This window comes from Streptomyces sp. SUK 48 (assembly GCF_009650765.1).
Taxonomy (GTDB): domain Bacteria; phylum Actinomycetota; class Actinomycetes; order Streptomycetales; family Streptomycetaceae; genus Streptomyces.
On the sequence record NZ_CP045740.1, the window covers coordinates 2,328,064 to 2,344,714 of the forward strand.

Annotated in this window: 13 protein-coding genes; 4 read left to right on the plus strand and 9 right to left on the minus strand. The window is 72.3% G+C overall.

The features are described 5' to 3' along the window. Positions 1-143 precede the first annotated feature (143 nt). On the minus strand, positions 144-902 hold the full coding sequence (locus tag GHR20_RS09700; RefSeq protein WP_111580820.1) for an NUDIX hydrolase: 759 nt from the start codon (positions 900-902) through the stop codon (positions 144-146). 108 nt (positions 903-1,010) lie between these two features. Further along, complete coding sequence (locus GHR20_RS09705; RefSeq protein ID WP_153812953.1) at positions 1,011-2,519, minus strand: DUF4192 domain-containing protein; 1,509 nt, start codon at positions 2,517-2,519, stop codon at positions 1,011-1,013. A gap of 133 nt (positions 2,520-2,652) precedes the next feature. Here GHR20_RS09705 and GHR20_RS09710 point away from each other — a divergent pair, with 133 nt between their 5' ends. Both GHR20_RS09710 and GHR20_RS09715 read left to right on the plus strand, forming a co-directional pair. Then, a complete protein-coding gene (locus GHR20_RS09710; RefSeq protein ID WP_153812954.1) occupies positions 2,653-4,833 on the plus strand; it encodes a RecQ family ATP-dependent DNA helicase in 2,181 nt (726 codons plus the stop codon). A gap of 905 nt (positions 4,834-5,738) precedes the next feature. Beyond that, positions 5,739-6,353: a hypothetical protein gene (locus tag GHR20_RS09715; RefSeq protein WP_153812955.1), complete on the plus strand. Its 615-nt coding sequence runs from the start codon at positions 5,739-5,741 to the stop codon at positions 6,351-6,353. A gap of 396 nt (positions 6,354-6,749) precedes the next feature. On the opposite strand, the gene GHR20_RS09720 is transcribed toward GHR20_RS09715, so the two are convergent. From GHR20_RS09720 to GHR20_RS09740, 5 genes are all read right to left on the minus strand, one after another. Then, positions 6,750-7,373, minus strand: a complete 624-nt coding sequence (locus tag GHR20_RS09720; protein WP_111580816.1) for a hypothetical protein — start codon at positions 7,371-7,373, stop codon at positions 6,750-6,752. A gap of 69 nt (positions 7,374-7,442) precedes the next feature. Then, positions 7,443-8,144 carry a ribonuclease HII gene (locus GHR20_RS09725; RefSeq protein WP_111580815.1) on the minus strand — a complete coding sequence of 234 codons (702 nt, stop codon included), beginning with the start codon at positions 8,142-8,144 and terminating at the stop codon, positions 7,443-7,445. 589 nt (positions 8,145-8,733) lie between these two features. After that, positions 8,734-9,639 carry an ADP-ribosylglycohydrolase family protein gene (locus GHR20_RS09730; protein ID WP_153812956.1) on the minus strand — a complete coding sequence of 302 codons (906 nt, stop codon included), beginning with the start codon at positions 9,637-9,639 and terminating at the stop codon, positions 8,734-8,736. Positions 9,640-9,651: 12 nt separating this feature from the next. Further along, positions 9,652-10,311, minus strand: a complete 660-nt coding sequence (locus GHR20_RS09735; protein ID WP_153812957.1) for a histidine phosphatase family protein — start codon at positions 10,309-10,311, stop codon at positions 9,652-9,654. A gap of 104 nt (positions 10,312-10,415) precedes the next feature. Continuing rightward, the gene (locus tag GHR20_RS09740; RefSeq protein ID WP_111580812.1) at positions 10,416-11,021 is read right to left on the minus strand and encodes a YdbC family protein; all 606 of its coding nucleotides are present in this window, start codon (positions 11,019-11,021) and stop codon (positions 10,416-10,418) included. A 151-nt stretch (positions 11,022-11,172) separates the two neighbouring features. Between GHR20_RS09740 and GHR20_RS09745 the strand changes: the two genes are divergently transcribed. Both GHR20_RS09745 and GHR20_RS09750 read left to right on the plus strand, forming a co-directional pair. Beyond that, a complete protein-coding gene (locus tag GHR20_RS09745; protein WP_111580811.1) occupies positions 11,173-11,700 on the plus strand; it encodes a TerD family protein in 528 nt (175 codons plus the stop codon). Between the two features lie 23 nt (positions 11,701-11,723). Then, positions 11,724-12,785 carry a protein kinase family protein gene (locus GHR20_RS09750; RefSeq protein WP_153815913.1) on the plus strand — a complete coding sequence of 354 codons (1,062 nt, stop codon included), beginning with the start codon at positions 11,724-11,726 and terminating at the stop codon, positions 12,783-12,785. 113 nt (positions 12,786-12,898) lie between these two features. On the opposite strand, the gene GHR20_RS09755 is transcribed toward GHR20_RS09750, so the two are convergent. After that, entirely contained in the window at positions 12,899-15,799 is a 2,901-nt protein-coding gene (locus tag GHR20_RS09755; RefSeq protein ID WP_111580810.1) for a vitamin B12-dependent ribonucleotide reductase, read from the minus strand. Positions 15,800-15,965: 166 nt separating this feature from the next. Further along, on the minus strand, positions 15,966-16,553 hold the full coding sequence (nrdR, locus tag GHR20_RS09760; protein ID WP_153812958.1) for a transcriptional regulator NrdR: 588 nt from the start codon (positions 16,551-16,553) through the stop codon (positions 15,966-15,968). Positions 16,554-16,651: the final 98 nt, after the last annotated feature.

Below are 16,651 nucleotides of genomic sequence, written 5' to 3' on the forward strand. Positions count from 1 at the left end.
GCGATGTCCGGTTTTTTGGTGTATGGGGAGCTTTGGCGATGAATGCCGCGCCCTTGCGGCGGCCTCTGTCCACCGTTCGATGCAACGGGAGGCCCGGAAAGGCTCGGCCTCCCGGACCGCGGCCGGACCCCGTGCGCTGCCGGTCAGACCTCGGGGCGCAGCATCGGCGGGTTGAGCAGCGTGGCCCCGCCGGCCCTGAAGAGCTGGGCCGGGCGACCGCCCTGGCGCGTGGTGGTGCCTCCCGTCGGAACGAGGAACCCGGGGGTCCCGGTGACCTTGCGGTGGAAGTTGCGCGGGTCGAGGGCCACCCCCCACACCGCCTCGTACACCCGGCGCAGCTCGCCGACGGTGAACTCGGGCGGGCAGAACGCGGTGGCCAGCGAGGAGTACTCGATCTTGGAACGGGCCCGCTCCACGCCGTCGGCGAGGATCCGGGCGTGGTCGAAGGCCAGCGGTGCGACGGGCTCGTCGTCGCGGCCGTAACCGCCCTGCTGAAGCAGTTCCTCGACCGGGGCCCAGCGCGCGTTGCTGGCGTCGCCGCCCGCGCGGGGGGCGGGCAGGTCGGGGGCGAGTGCGAGGTGCGCGACGCTGACCACGCGCATCCGCGGGTCCCGGTCGGGGTCGCCGTAGGTGGCGAGCTGCTCCAGGTGTGCTCCGTGGTCCTGGGCGGGGATCGAGGGGTCGTGCGCGTGCAGCCCGGTCTCCTCGGCCAGTTCGCGCGCCGCCGCCTGGTTCAGGTCCTCGTCGTCCCGTACGAAGCCGCCGGGCAGCGCCCACCGCCCCTGGAAGGGCGACTCGCCCCGGCGCACCGCCAACGCGCACAGCGCATGACGGCGAACGGTCAGCACGACCAGGTCCACGGTGACGGCGAAGGGCGGAAAGGCTGACGGGTCGTAGGGCATGCCGCGATCATAGTCGTCTTCCTGACGATAAACACGCCGTTCGCCGGTGGGGGCGCCGGTGCTTCCGCTTCGTCGCGTTATGGGAGGCCGGACGGGCTCCCGCCCGGTTCAGGTCATGCTCTCCCCCGTCCCCTTCGTGGGCATACGGGTGCCCGCCGGATGCCGGGTGCCCGCGCGCGGAGCGCGTCCGGCGGCCGGGCCGGGGCTCGCCGGACGGCGCCGCTGCCCGGGCACACGGGCGGCACGGGGGCCGTCCCCGGCGGCGGCGAGGGCGGAGCGCAGCCGGCGGCGTCGGCGGATGCGCGCGGCCGGATCCGGTTCGCCGACGGGGTCCGCGACACCTTCCAGGCGTCCGGCGAGTTCGGGCGTCTCCGAGGCGGCCGCGGCGGGCGCCATGCCGTCCTGCCCGGGTTCCGTCACCCCCGGGGCGTCTGCCGCGGGCGCCACCCCGTCCTGCGCAGGCGCCACGCCGTCTCGCGCGGGTTCCGCGGCGGGCGCTCCCCCGGTCCGCGCCGCTCGCAGGCACCGGCGGATCGATTCCACGTCCAGGCCCTCGTTGCACGCCTGGTGCAGGAGGCGGGCGAAGAGGTAGTCCGGGTCGGCGCCCAGTGCCATGGCCAGGGCCTCGCGGGCTTCCAGTTCGTCGCCCGTGGACCAGGCGACCCAGCCGGCCAGGGTCAGCGGCGGGGCGGCGTGCTCGGCGTACGGTCCGACGCAGCGGCGGGCGAGGGCGCGCCAGAGGCGGAGCGCGGGGGCCGCTTCGTCGCCCTCCATCCAGGCGGCGGCGCGGTCGCGGGTGCCGCGGTCCTGGAGGCCGAGGATCAGCCGTGCCGCCTCGTCGTGTCCGATCAGGCCGTCGTCGCGCAGGTCGGCCGGAAAGGCGCCCGCGACCGGGGTCGCCGCGGCGAGGCGGCGGATGACGCGCTCGGCGAGGACGATGGTCTCCTCGGCCACCTCCGCGCGCCCCGCCTCGTCGAGGATGCGGGGCACCAGCGCCAGGCCGCCCGCGTCGAGGGCGGCCTCCTGCTCCCGTGCCGCCGCGGCCTCCCAGGGCTGGAGCCGGGCGCGCAACTCCCTGAGGGTGCCGCGGACTTGGATGCCGGCGTAGGTGGCCGCGGCGGCGAGGACGGAGGTGCCGGGCAGGCCCATCGGCGTACCGTCCTCGGGGCAGCAGTCCGCGACGGGGCAGCAGTACGACCAGTAACGGCCGTCGGAGACGCAGAGCGCCTCGATGACCGGCACGTCGAGGTCGCCGCACTGGATGCGCAGCAGGTGGGCGAGGCGGGCGAGACGGCGTTTGACGTCCCGGCCGCGCTCTCCCGGGGCGGGTTCCTGGCAGACGTAGGCCACCAGCCGTTCGGGCCTGGCGCCCCGCCGCTCGCTGCTGGTCACCAGGCCCCGGGCCAGCTGGCGGGCGGCCTCTTCCCAGTCCTCCTCCTGCGCGGGGATGCCGAGCCGGGCCCGGCCGCCGAACCTGCCCTTGCCCCCGCTGTCGTGCACGGCGACCAGGACCATGCTGTCCTCCGGTCGGTAGCCCAGGAGGTAGGGCAGGGCGTCGGCCAGTTCGGCCGGGGTGCGCAGGGTGACCTGCTCGGTGGTTTCGCTGTGATGCGTCATGCGCCGACGGTCTCGCGGATTCCGCGAACCCGCTCGGGCCTGTGGATAAGTCGAATCAGGGACACGACAAGCCGTCGAGGGTTGTCCACAGATCCGCCTTCGGCCCGCCCGTTCGTCGGTCCCGTCCTGTTGTATGGAACGCATGGAGCACGAGCACACGAGCAACGCGGATCTCCGGGCAGGGGCGGACGCCGTCCTCGCCCGGCTCGTCGGGGACAGCACGGGCGCCGCCCGGCTGCGCGAGGACCAGTGGCGGGCGATCGAGGCGCTGGTCGCCGACCGGCGCCGGGCGCTGGTCGTGCAGCGCACGGGATGGGGCAAGTCCGCGGTGTACTTCGTGGCGACCTCGCTGCTGCGGGCCCGGGGCAGCGGGCCGACCGTGATCGTCTCGCCGCTGCTCGCGCTCATGCGCAACCAGGTGGAGGCGGCGGCCCGCGCCGGTATCCACGCCCGGACCATCAACTCCTCGAACACCGAGGAGTGGGAGGACGTGCAGGCCGCGATCGCCGCCGGCGAGGTCGATGTCCTGCTCGTCTCGCCCGAGCGGCTCAACAACCCCGACTTCCGCGACCAGGTCCTGCCCAAGTTGTCCGCGGCCACCGGACTGCTGGTCGTGGACGAGGCGCACTGCATCTCCGACTGGGGCCACGACTTCCGCCCCGACTACCGGCGGCTGCGCACCATGCTCGCCGACCTCCCGCCCGGCGTCCCGGTGCTGGCCACGACGGCGACGGCCAACGCCCGGGTGACCGCCGACGTCGCCGAGCAGCTGGGCACCGGCGGTGGCTCCGACGCGCTGGTGCTGCGCGGCCCGCTGGACCGGGAGAGCCTGAGCCTGGGCGTGCTGCGGCTCCCGGACGCGGCGCACCGGATGGCCTGGCTCGCCGACCATCTCGACGATCTGCCGGGCTCCGGCATCATCTACACCCTCACGGTCGCCGCCGCCGAGGAGGTCACCGCGTTCCTGCGGCAGCGGGGCCAGACCGTCGCCTCGTACACGGGCAGGACGGAGAACGCCGACCGGCAGCAGGCGGAGGAGGATCTGCTGGCCAACCGGGTCAAGGCGCTCGTGGCCACGTCCGCGCTCGGCATGGGCTTCGACAAGCCCGATCTCGGCTTCGTGGTCCACCTCGGCTCGCCCTCCTCCCCCATCGCCTACTACCAGCAGGTGGGCCGCGCCGGCCGCGGGGTGGAGCACGCGGAGGTGCTGCTGCTGCCGGGCCGGGAGGACGAGGCGATCTGGGAGTACTTCGCCTCGCTCGCCTTCCCCTCCGAGGAGCTGGTGCGGCGCACCTTGGACGTCCTGGCCCGCGCGGACAAGCCCCTGTCCCTGCCCGCGCTGGAGCCGCTGGTCGAGCTGCGCCGCTCGCGGCTGGAGACCATGCTCAAGGTCCTCGACGTGGACGGGGCGGTGCGCCGGGTCAAGGGCGGCTGGCTCGCGACCGGGCAGCCGTGGTCGTACGACGCCGAGCGGTACGCGTGGGTGGCGCGGCAGCGGGCGGCCGAGCAGCAGGCGATGCGCGCGTACGCGGACACCACCGAGTGCCGGATGGAGTTCCTGCAACGGCAGCTGGACGACGAGGGGGCCAAGCCGTGCGGCCGCTGCGACAACTGCGCGGGGCCGCGCTTCACGGCCGACGCCTCCTCGGCGGCGCTCGACGCGGCACGCAGTGACCTGGGCCGCGCCGGGGTGGAGGTGGAGCCCCGGCGGATGTGGCCGACCGGGCTCGGGGCCATCGGGATCGGCCTCAAGGGGCGTATCCCGGCCGGAGAGCAGGCGGCGCCGGGGCGGGCGCTGGGGCGGCTGTCGGACATCGGCTGGGGCAATCGGCTCCGTCCGCTGCTCGCACCCCGGACACCGGACGGGCCCGTGCCGGACGACGTGGCCCACGCGGTGATCGAGGTGCTGGCCGACTGGGCCAAGGGACCCGGCGGCTGGGCGCCCGGTGTCGAGGGCGCCCAGCCGAGGCCCGTGGGGGTGGTCACCGTCGCCTCACGCACCCGGCCGCGGCTCGTCCACTCCCTGGGCGCGCGGATCGCGGAGACCGGGCGGATGCCGCTGCTGGGTTCGGTGACGTACGACGAGGACGCGCCCCGGGTGTCGCGCAGCAACAGCGCGCAGCGGCTCAAGGCACTCGACGGCGCGTTGGCGGTACCGCCCGCCCTCGCGACGGCGCTGGCCGAGGCGGGCGGTCCGGTACTGCTGGTCGACGACTTCACGGAGACCGGCTGGACCCTCGCGGTCGCGGCACGTCTGCTCCGCCGTGCCGGTGCGCAGGGGGTGTTGCCGCTGGTCCTCGCGGTGCAGGGCTGACCGGAGTGCCGGGGCGTCCGGCCCGGTAACAGCCGGCGCGGAGGTCCCGGGTGTTCGGCGCGGAGGCCGGAGGACCTTGGAATTGGGTGCCGGGGCGATCCTGCCGGGGCAGGGGGCAGCCCGAGGGTCGGAGGCGACCCGAAGGTGGGGGCGACCCGGCCGGGGGCAGCCCGAAGACCGGGGCGATCCGCGGGCAGGGGGTTTCATCCCGGAAGGCAGGAGACACGGCCCCAAGGCCGGGGCGCGGCCCCGAGGGCGAGGGGTGCGCCCCCGAAGGCCAGGGGCATGGCCCCAGGGGCGAGAGCGCGGCGCGGAGAGGAGCCGGTGCCGGGCCGAAGGCCGGGAGGCGCGGCACGAAGGGCGCTTGGTTGTCGGCCCGAAGGCCGGAGATGCGCGGTCACAAGGGCGGCCGGTGTCGGACCAGAGCCCGGCGACGCGGCGCGAAGGGCGGTCGATGCCGACCCAAGGCCGGGCGGTGTCGGTCCGAAGAGCGCCGATGCCGACTGAAGAACGGCCAGTGCTGGTCCGAAGACCGAGAGGCGCAGCACGAAGAGCGGTTGGTGTCAGCCCGAAGGCTGAGCGGTGTCGGGCCGAGGAGTGGCCGATGTCGGTCGAAGGGCTGGCGATATTGGTCCGAAGGTCAGGCCGGGTTCGGGGTATACGCCGTGGAGAGGCGCGAGCGCCCCATGCGTCATCCGGTCGACCCTTGGGTAGGGATATAAGCCACGCACCACCCGATACCCGGCGGCGGCCCCAATTGCTCGTTGCCGCATTCCAGTTCGACAGGAAGAATTGAGATCCGCTCCCCGCACGGTCGGTCCGTGATCCGGTTGGGCTTCGCTGTGGCGCGCGGTCCCCGAATCCGCCCTCGCCCGCCGCGTGGGCGCGTAGCCGAAGGGAGGAACGTGACCTTCGGATTCGCCTCGTCCCCGGCGGCCTCGTTGTCGACGTCCACCGCTTCCGCCGGCCGGATGCTGGAGCCGGCGGAGTGGGCCGCCGCGGGAATCCCGCTGCTGCGCAACCCCCGTGAGGTCGTCAGCGGACTGCACGCCCGGCATCACCCGCGGCCGTCCACGGCGATCGTGGCCGTCCTCGATCCGGACGAACGGCTGTGTGCCAGTGCCTCGTTCACCCGTCGGGCCGCCCCCGCGGACGGCTGGATGTTCCGCAACGCCCTGCTGTCCCAGCTGCGTCGGGTCATACCGCACGACCTGCGCCGCCGTACCCCGGTGCGGACCGCCGTCCTGCTCTACTGCCGTGAGGGCGACGCCCGTTGGACCGAGGAGGACGGTGCCTGGATGTGGGGGCTGCGGGACGCCTGCACGCTGCACGGGCTGCGGTGCGGGGCGTACATCACGCTGACCCGCGACGGCTGGCAGGTGCTGGGCGAGGGGCGCGGTGGCCGTCGTCCGCACGCGCACTCGGCGCCGGAGCCGTTCGCCACGGCGGATACCCCGCCGCCCGTACCGCGCACCGGCGGCCCGGTCTCCGAGGTCCTGCGCCGCGCGGCGGCCCGCTGAGGGACGGCACGCGTCCGACGGCGGACCCTATTAGACCCAGTGGACCCGGCGGACCGGACACAGGCTCCCGCGCGAGCGCCGGGCGCGGAGACGGCCCGCTCAAGCACACACGGCCCCGCTCGGGCACCGCAGCAGTCGGCCGCGAGAAGCATCGGACCCGGCCTCGGGCCCAGCCGATGAACCGCACCGATCACCCCGGTCACCCCGGCCGCACCGACCCGTACACCGTCGTCGCACGGTGTCCCGGGCCTGCCGGGTGCCTCCCTCGCAGGGGAGGCACGGCTGCCCCGCGGTCAGGACCGGCCGGGCCGGGACACGCGACCGACCGGCATGCCGAAGGGCGCACCGTGCGGTGCCCCCTCGGGCGATCGCCGGCTCCGGGAGCCCGGCGCGTGGTCAGACGCCGGTGCCGAGAACCGAGTTGATCTGCTGCGGGTCGCCGCAGACGATCAGCAGGGCTCCGGCGCGGCCGTGGGCCAGCGAGAGGACGTCGGCGGAGGCGGCGCCCCCGTTGACGGCCACGACGACCACCGGGCGGGAACCGGCGCGGGAGGCGATGGCGGCGTCCGTGTAGAAGACGTCGTCACCCGCGTCGTGCTGCGCCCAGTAGGCGGTTTCGCCGAACGACAGCTCGTGCTCGGCCCACGGGTGCTGGGCACCCGTGGTGATCACCAGCACGTCGCCGGGGGCGCGGCCCGCGTCCAGCAGGAGATCGACGGCCTCTTCGGCGGCGTCGATCGCACCCTCGGCCGAGGCCGGGATCAGCTGGATCTGCGGGCCCGCGACCGCGGCGGGGGTAGCCGGACCGGAGGGGCCGGGCTGGGCCGGAGCCACGTCACGCGGCGTGCGCTGCACCGGCGGCGTAGGCCGCTGAGGGCCAGGGCGACCGGGGCGGGACGGCGCCGCGGGACGGGGGCCGGGTACGGGGCGAGGGGTCGGTGCGGTGCGGCCGCTGGCCGGCGTGACGCGGGGACCCTGGGCACTCTCGTGAATCTGAGGCTCCTCGGGAATGAGAGGCATGAGCTGATTTTTATCAAACGTTGAAGTGGCGCTGATGAACGGGGTGGCACATCAGTGCGATCGGAACCGTCAGAAGTCGAAGCCGAGCTGACCTTCGATTTCCGGAACGCTTCCGTCCGCCCAGTTGCGGGCCCTCTTGAGATGCCGCCACTGGGGCAGCGCATCAAGATACGCCCACGACAAACGGTGGTGCGGGGTGGGGCCCCGCTCTTCCAGTGCGGCCTTGTGCACGGGTGACGGATACCCGGCGTTGTCCGCAAACCCGAAGTCTGCATGGTCGACAGCCAGTTCGGCCATCATTTTGTCGCGCTGAACCTTGGCGATCACCGAGGCCGCCGCGACGGCGACGCACGACTGATCGCCCTTGATCACCGTGCGCACCTGCCACGGGGCACCGAGGTAGTCGTGCTTCCCGTCGAGGATCACGGCGTCGGGGCGGACCGGAAGCGCGTCCAGGGCGCGGCCCGCGGCGAGCCGCAGCGCGGCCGTCATCCCCATGCCGTCGATCTCCTCGGGGGAAGCATGCCCCAGCGCGTAGGCCGTCACCCACGTCCGCAGGATCTCGTCCAGGACTGTGCGCCGCTTGACGGTCAGCAGCTTGGAGTCGGTCAGGCCCGCGGGGGGCCGGCGCAGTCCGGTGATCGCCGCGCAGACGGTGACGGGTCCGGCCCAGGCACCGCGCCCCACCTCGTCGACACCGGCGATGACCTTGGCTCCGGTCGTGGCGCGCAGGGAGCGCTCGACGGTGTGAGTGGGAGGTTCGTACGGCATGGCGCACCTAGATTACGCCGCCGGGGGCACTGGCCGACACCCCGGTCGCCCGGAGGACGGCGGAAGCACCGGCGGGCCGAAGATCGTAGCGGAATCCGGATCGCCGCATTTGCATGCGCACATTTATGAGGGTGGTCATCCGCCTGCCGACGGAGGGGCGGAAAGGGGCGGTCACCGGTCACTCTCAGGGACCTTAACCCTGTCTACTTGCAGTGACCTTGCCTCTGAGACAAGCCCCCGCCGGCCCCCTCGCCCCACAGCCGCACCCCTAACGCAAGATCACGTCAGCAAATCATACCCGGGCCGCAGGCGATGACGTCGAACACGGCCAGGCACCCCGGCCGGTGACGCCGAGGCCGAGGAGGAGGGCGTGGTGATCGTCGCCGCCGAGGTGTCCGACGGCGAGAGCCTGGAGCGGACCGTCCGGCATCCGGCGGCGGTGGCGGCCACGCCGGTGCGATTACGGGTCGCGCCGAACCGGCCTGGCGGTCCCGGGACTTGTGGCGAGGCGACACCGGACGAACCACTCTCGCCCGCGCCGGCTACCAGACCCTCGCCAACACCCCCTCCCTGGAAGGGGCTTCGCGTGTCAGGGCGTCCGCGGCGCCCAGTCGGGCAGCGCTTCCGTCCGCTCTGTCCACTCCGCGGGCGGTGCTCCCGCCTTGCCCGCGGCGAGGACGCCGCCCACGATCGCGCAGGTGGTGTCGACGTCGCCACCCACCCGGGCCGTCGTCCAGAACGCCGTCTCGAAGTCACCGAGGCCGCGGGCTGCGGACCACAGGGCGAAGGGCACGGTGTCATGGGCGGTCCTGCGGCGGCCGCAGCCCAGCACGGCGGCGACGGTGCCGGCGTCGCCGTAGTCGAGCATGTCGCGGGCGCGACGCAGGCCCTGGCCGACCGCGCTCTTGGGGACGAGCGCGATGACGCCGTCCAGGAGCGCCTCGGGGGTGGGCGGGCCGTCCGGCGAACCGGCCAGAGCCGCGGCCGCCGCCACCGCCATGGCCCCGACCACCGCCTCCCGGTGCTGGTGCGTGGGATAGGCGGAGATCTCGGCCTGATGGGTGGCCTGCTCCGGGTCGTCCGCGTACCAGGCGCCCAGGGGCGCGGTCCGCATCGCCGCGCCGCTGCCCCAGGAGCCCCGCCCGTGGAAGAGGGCGGCGGCGGGCCCGCGCCAGTCCTCGCCCTGTCCGACGAGGCTCAGCAGCCGGCTCGTGGTGGGGCCGTAGCCCCGGTCCGGGTCGTGGTGGTCGGCGAAGGAACGGGCGAGGACGTCCTGGTCGACGCGCTGGTGCGCGGCGAGCACGGCGAGGACGGATGCGGCCATCTCGGTGTCGTCCGTCCACGGCCAGGGGCCGGGCGGCAGCTCGCGCCGCTTGAGCAGGGGGTGATGGGCCGGGATGAAGAACTGGGCGCCCAGGGCGTCGCCGACGGCCAGTCCGCGCAGGCTCGCCAGGGCGCGCTCATGGCGTCCGCGGGAGGAGAAGTGTGCGGTCATCGCTCCCCCACTCTATCCGGTGGCCCAGTCCGGCACCGGTTCACGCCAGCGGTCGAAGGGCCGGTCGAGTGTGTAGCGGCCGTCCTCGCCGAGCACGAGCATGCGCATCTCGGCGTTGTCCGGATTGGACAGGGATTCGAATTCGGCGACCGTCCAGTGGAACCAGCGCATGCAGAACAGCCGCATCGCGAGGCCGTGGGTCACCAGGAGCACGTTGGTTGGGTGGTCGGGGGCCTCGAAGCTGCGGAAGAGGCTCTCCAGGAAGCCGCCGACCCGGTCGTAGACGTCGGCGCCGGACTCGCCCTGCGGGAAGCGGAAGAAGAAGTGGCCGTAGGCGTCGCGGTATGCCTTCTGCAGGCGGACGTCGTCGCGGTCCTGCCAGTTGCCCCAGTCCTGTTCGCGCAGCCGGGGCTCCTCGCGGACACGTATGAGGTCGGGGTCGAGTCCGAAGGCGCGCAGGGTCTCGTGGGTGCGGCGGTACGGGGAGACGTACACGCTCACCCGTTCGGGGCCGAACAGCTCCCGGAGCCGTTCGCCGGTCCCCTCGGCCTGCCGCCGGCCGAGGTCGGTCAGCGCCAGGGCGTGGTCCGGTTCGCGCTCGTACACGGAGTCGTCGGTGTTGCCCGTCGACTCGCCGTGCCGGACAAGGACGATGCGCCGTGGTCGTGCCATGCCGAAACCCTAGAGCGAGGGGCGGCGAACCGAGGAATCGTACGGGGTCCATACAGCGCACGTCACAGCCGCCGCTTCCGGACCGACCGGCCGGTATTCCGGTCCTAGACCGTCCAGGACGGCTCCAGGTCGACGATGTCGCCGGAGAGGGCGGCGATGTCCGCCTCGGTCTGGGCGCGCAGGGCGAGGCGTTCGATCCGTTCGGTGCGGTACTTGCCGTGCTCGGCGGCGGCCCGCCACATCGACAGGATCAGGAACTCCTGCTCGGGGGCCTCGCCGAACATGCCGCGGATCATGCCGGGTGAGCCCGCCATGGCCGGGTTCCAGACCTTCTCCTGCATGAGGGTGAAGTGCTCCACGCGTTCCTCGTGGACCCGGCACAGGGCGAGTCTGAGCAGGTCGGAGTCGGTGAAGCGGGGTTCGAAGCCGGTCTTCACGTCGAAGCGGTACTCGAACAGCTTGACCTGGGCGTCCTTGAAGGTGCCGGACTGGGCGGCGGCGAGGCGGTCGTGGGAGCGGGCCATGAAGGAGTCGTAGAAGGCGCGGCTCTCCCAGAAGGCGACGATGTGCGCCACGTCGGGCCGCCGCCGGCTCCAGCCTCCGCCCTGTCCCCTGAAACCCGGCTCTCCCGGGAGCCCCGCCCATTTCCGCTGCCCCCGCTCGAACCCCCGGCGGTCCACCACGGTGCAGCGAATCCACTTGACCAGCACCGCGCCATCGTAAGGCCACCGGGCGTGGCGTCGGTCACGCTCCGGTGGAGTCGCTCCGCGCGCGCGGGCCCGGGTACGTGGCACGATGGGCAAGGATCCTCGGCTGGACGGGAGTTGGGGACGTGGTGCCCACAGGGAAAGGGGAGGCCCGGTGACCGGTTTCAGCAAGGGAATGCGCAAGGTCGAGGTCGCGCTCAAGTGGGACCCCAGTCCCGCGGGTACGGCGCCCACGGATCTCGACATCATCGCGGCGACCTTCGACGCGCGGGACCCGTACGGCGCGCCGGCGTATCTGGTGCACTTCGACAGCCGTTCGCCGGACGGCACCATCTTCCTCAACCGGGACAGCACGGACGGGCGGGGCTTCGGCTGGGACGAGGTCATGACCCTGGAGGTCGACCGGCTCAGCGAGCGGTACGGCCGCGTGGTGGTGGGCGTCGTCATCCAGCAGCAGGCCGGCCGCCGTACGTTCTCCGGCGTCCTGAACCCCGCCATGCGCGTCCGCGAGGGCTACACCGTGCTCTCCGAGGACGAGTTCACCGCCGTCCATGACGCGACGGCCGCGACCATCGCCGAGTTCATCCGCAACGAGTCCGGCGAGTGGATCTTCCACCCCGGCGTGCGCGGCTTCCAGGAGGACCCGGAGACCTTCACCCGGGTGATGGGGCGCGCGCGATAGCGGGCGGCTCCGGCCGGGCCGCCCTGTCGGACGAGGCGCGCTCGGCCGCCTACGGCGCCGTCTCCACGTCCCTCGCCCTGCGCAGTGATCGCCAGTTGGGGGATCTTGTGGACGCCGCCGTGCCGCTCGGCTCCGGTATCGGCGGCAGGTCGGCGCTGCTGGAGGCCGGCGGGCGGCCGGTGTTCGTGAAGCGGGTGCCGCTCACGGAGTTCGAGCGGCGGCCGGAGCGTGTGCGGTCCACCGCCAACCTGTTCGGGCTGCCGACCTTCTGCCAGTACGGCATCGGCGGGCCGGGGTTCGGGGCGTGGCGGGAGCTCGCCGTCCAGATCATGACGACGAACTGGGTGCTCGGGGGCCAGTACCAGGGGTTTCCGCTGATGTACCACTGGCGCGTACTGCCGGACGCGACGCCGGGGCTGCCACCGGAACTCGCGGACGTGGAACGGGCCGTGGCCTATTGGGGAGGCGGGCCGGCGGTACGGCGCCGTATCGAGGCCCTCCTGGGGTCGTCCGCGAGCCTGACGCTGTTCCTCGAATACCTCCCGTGGACGCTCCATGAGTGGTTCACCGGACAGGTGGAGGCCGGTGCGGACTCCACCGACCGGGCCTGTTCCCTGGTGGAGCGGGAGCTGGAGGCCGGTACGTCCTTCATGAACGGCCGTGGGCTCGTGCACTTCGACGCCCACTTCCAGAACATCCTGACCGACGGCCGGCGCCTCTACTTCGCCGACTTCGGCCTCGCCCTCGCCTCCCGCTTCGATCTCTCCCGGGCCGAGGCCGCCTTCCTCGCATCGCACCGGGCCTACGATCGCTGCTACACGCGTAGCTGGCTGGTGAACTGGCTGATCACGGCGCTGTACGGCTCCGGGCGGAGCGAACGCCATGCGCTCATCCGCGCCGTCGCAAAAGGCCAGGACCCGCCGCCCGGGCCACCGGGAGCCACGGCACTCCTCTCCCGTCACGCCCCCCTCGCCGCGGTCCTCACCGACTTCCACACCAGGCTCCAGGACGACAGCCGCGAGACCCCCTACCCGTCGCGCGCGCTCCAACGGGCCCTCCACGCGGCCGGATCGCGTCGCGGCTGAGGAGACCGGGGGTACGACGACGGCAGTGGGCGCCAGCCAGGTGGCTGGCGCCCACTGCCGTCAGTGCTCAGCGGTTCGCGCCGGAGGTGTGCCCGGCGCGAGGCCGCTCAGGTTCAGCTGCAGCCGCTCGTCGAGCCGCAGCCCTCGCAGATGTAGCACGAGCCGGCGCGCTGCATCTTGGTGCCGCAGGAGAAGCAGAGCGGGGCGTCGGCCTGGATGCCCAGCTGCATCTCCACCAGCTCGGCGCTGGTGTGGGCCTGCTTCGGGGCCGGCTTCACGGCCTCGGGCTCGGCCTTCGGGGCGGCGGCGACGGCCGTCGGCTCCTGGGCGCGGGGCGCCGACTGGGCCAGGCCCTCGACGTCGACCTCGTCGTCGGCCGGCTCGTAGGAACCGGTCTCCAGGTGCCGCTGGCGCTCCTCGGCGGAGTGGATGCCGAGCGCGGAGCGGGTCTCGAAGGGCAGGAAGTCCAGCGCCAGGCGGCGGAAGATGTAGTCCACGATGGACTGCGCCATCCGCACGTCCGGGTCGTCCGTCATGCCGGCCGGCTCGAAGCGCATGTTGGTGAACTTCGAGACGTACGTCTCCAGCGGCACGCCGTACTGGAGGCCGACGGAGACCGCGATGGAGAAGGCGTCCATCATGCCCGCGAGGGTCGAGCCCTGCTTGGACATCTTCAGGAAGACCTCGCCGAGACCGTCGTCCGGGTAGGAGTTGGCGGTCATGTAACCCTCGGCGCCGCCGACGGTGAACGACGTGGTGATGCCGGGACGACCCTTCGGAAGGCGCTTGCGGACCGGGCGGTACTCGACGACCTTCTCGACCGCGGTACGGATCGTGTCCTCGGCCTTCTCGGTGATCTCGGCCTTCTCCTCCTCCTTCTTCTTGGCGGAGAGCGGCTGGCCGACCTTGCAGTTGTCCCGGTAGATCGCGAGCGCCTTGACGCCGAGCTTCCACGCCTCGAAGTAGATCTCCTCGACCTCCTCGACGGTCGCCGTCTCCGGCATGTTGACCGTCTTGGAGATCGCGCCGGAGATCCACGGCTGGATCGCGGCCATCATGCGGACGTGGCCCATCGGGGAGATGGCCCGGTCGCCCATGGCGCAGTCGAAGACCTCGTAGTGCTCCTGCTTGAGACCGGGGGCGTCGATCACATTGCCGTGGTCGGCGATGTGGGCGACGATCGCCTCGATCTGCTCCTCCTGGTAGCCCAGGCGGCGCAGGGCCTGCGGCACGGTGCCGTTGACGATCTGCATCGAGCCGCCGCCGACGAGCTTCTTGAACTTCACGAGCGCGAGGTCGGGCTCGACACCGGTGGTGTCGCAGGACATCGCCAGACCGATGGTGCCGGTCGGGGCGAGCACGGACGCCTGGGAGTTGCGGAAGCCGTTCTTGTCGCCGAGGCGGACCACGTCCTGCCACGCCTCCGTGGCGGCGGCCCACACCGGGGTGTCCAGGTCGTCCATGCGGACGGCCGTGCCGTTGGCGTCGGCGTGCTGCTTCATGACGCGCTTGTGGGCGTCGGCGTTGCGGGCGTAGCCGTCGTACGGGCCGACGACCGCCGCCAGTTCGGCGGAGCGGCGGTAGGCGGTGCCGGTCATCAGGGAGGTGATGGCGGCGGCCAGGGCGCGGCCGCCCTCGGAGTCGTACGCGTGGCCGGTGGCCATCAGCAGGGCGCCGAGGTTGGCGTAGCCGATGCCGAGCTGGCGGAAGGCGCGGGTGTTCTCGCCGATCTTCTGGGTCGGGAAGTCCGCGAAGCAGATCGAGATGTCCATCGCGGTGATGACCAGCTCGACGACCTTCTGGAAGCGCTCGGCCTCGAAGGACTGGTGGCCCTGGCCGTCGTCCTTCAGGAACTTCATCAGGTTCAGCGAGGCGAGGTTGCAGGACGTGTTGTCCAGGTGCATGTACTCGCTGCACGGGTTCGACGCGGTGATCCGGCCGGACTCGGGGCAGGTGTGCCAGTTGTTGATCGTGTCGTCGTACTGGATGCCCGGGTCGGCGCAGGCCCACGCGGCCTCGGCGATCTTGCGGAAGAGCGACTTGGCGTCGACCTCCTCGATGACCTCGCCGGTCATCCGGGCGCGCAGCCCGAAGTCGCCGCCCGCCTCGACGGCCGTCATGAACTCGTCGTTCACACGGACCGAGTTGTTGGCGTTCTGGTACTGGACGGAGGCGATGTCGTCGCCGCCCAGGTCCATGTCGAAGCCCGCGTCGCGCAGGACGCGGATCTTCTCCTCCTCCTTGACCTTGGTCTCGATGAAGTCCTCGATGTCGGGGTGGTCGACGTCGAGCACGACCATCTTGGCGGCGCGGCGGGTGGCGCCACCGGACTTGATGGTGCCGGCGGAGGCGTCGGCGCCGCGCATGAAGGAGACCGGACCCGAGGCGTTGCCGCCGGAGGAGAGCAGTTCCTTGGAGGAGCGGATGCGGGACAGGTTCAGGCCGGCGCCGGAACCGCCCTTGAAGATCATGCCCTCTTCCTTGTACCAGTCGAGGATCGACTCCATGGAGTCGTCGACGGCCAGGATGAAGCAGGCGGAGACCTGCTGGGGCTGCGGGGTGCCGACGTTGAACCAGACCGGGCTGTTGAAGCTGAAGATCTGGTGCAGCAGCGCGTAGGCGAGCTCGTGCTCGAAGATCTCCGCGTCGGCGGGCGAGGCGAAGTACCTGTGGTCCTCACCGGCCTTGCGGTACGTCTTCACGATGCGGTCGATCAGCTGCTTGAGGCCGGTCTCGCGCTGCGGGGTGCCGACGGCACCGCGGAAGTACTTGCTGGTGACGATGTTGACCGCGTTCACCGACCAGAAGTCGGGGAACTCGACGCCACGCTGCTCGAAGTTGACCGAGCCGTCGCGCCAGTTGGTCATGACGACGTCACGGCTCACCCACTCGACCTCGTCGTACGGGTGTACGCCGGGGGTGGTGTGGATGCGCTCGATGTGCAGTCCCTTGTTTCCCGTCTTGCCGCCCTTGGCGCGGGAACCTCGTGCCGGACCGCTCGCCGTCTCTGTCATTGCCGCCTCCCTGTACGGGCGAAAACGCCCAGAAGTGCCCCGATTGTTCCCGTGGCACGGTGTGGTGTCTTGTGTCGCGGGCATCCTCAGCTGCCGCCCGCAACAGGTCTTCGGTCGCCGCCTCGCGGCAGGGGTCCGGGCCCTCTCCCGGTCTCCCGCGCGCCGGTCAGTCGGCGGCTTGCGCGGGCTGGGAGACCTGGGAGGTCCCGCCGGTCCCGCGTTCGTCTTCCTGGCTCCCCGCGGTCGCGGCCGACTCGTCCGCCGGGCCCGTCCCGTCCGCACCGGCCGTGCCGTCCGCGGCGGGGCCGCGCGTCGCCTGCCGCAGTTCCGCGATGGCGGCCTCGAAGTCATCGAGCGAGTCGAACGCCCGGTAGACCGAGGCGAACCGCAGATAGGCGACGACGTCCAGCTCCTGCAACGGGCCGAGTATGGCCAGACCCACGTCGTGGGTGGTCAGCTCGGCGCTGCCGGTGGCCCGCACGGCCTCCTCGACCCGCTGGCCGAGCTGGGCGAGCGCGTCCTCGGTGACCGGCCGTCCCTGGCACGCCTTGCGCACACCGTTGATGACCTTGGTGCGGCTGAAGGGCTCGGTGACGCCGGACCGCTTCACCACCATGAGCGAGCACGTCTCCACGGTCGTGAAACGACGGGAGCAGTCGGGGCACTGGCGGCGCCTGCGGATCGACGTGCCGTCGTCGGTCGTACGACTGTCGACCACACGGCTGTCGGGGTGCCTGCAGAAGGGGCAGTGCATGATCTCCAACCCTCCTCACAGCAGACTCGATGGCCTCGCCGAGCCCCAGGGGCCTCGCGAAGCAGCCCTAAGCATAGGCGATGACGGAACCGTCTCCG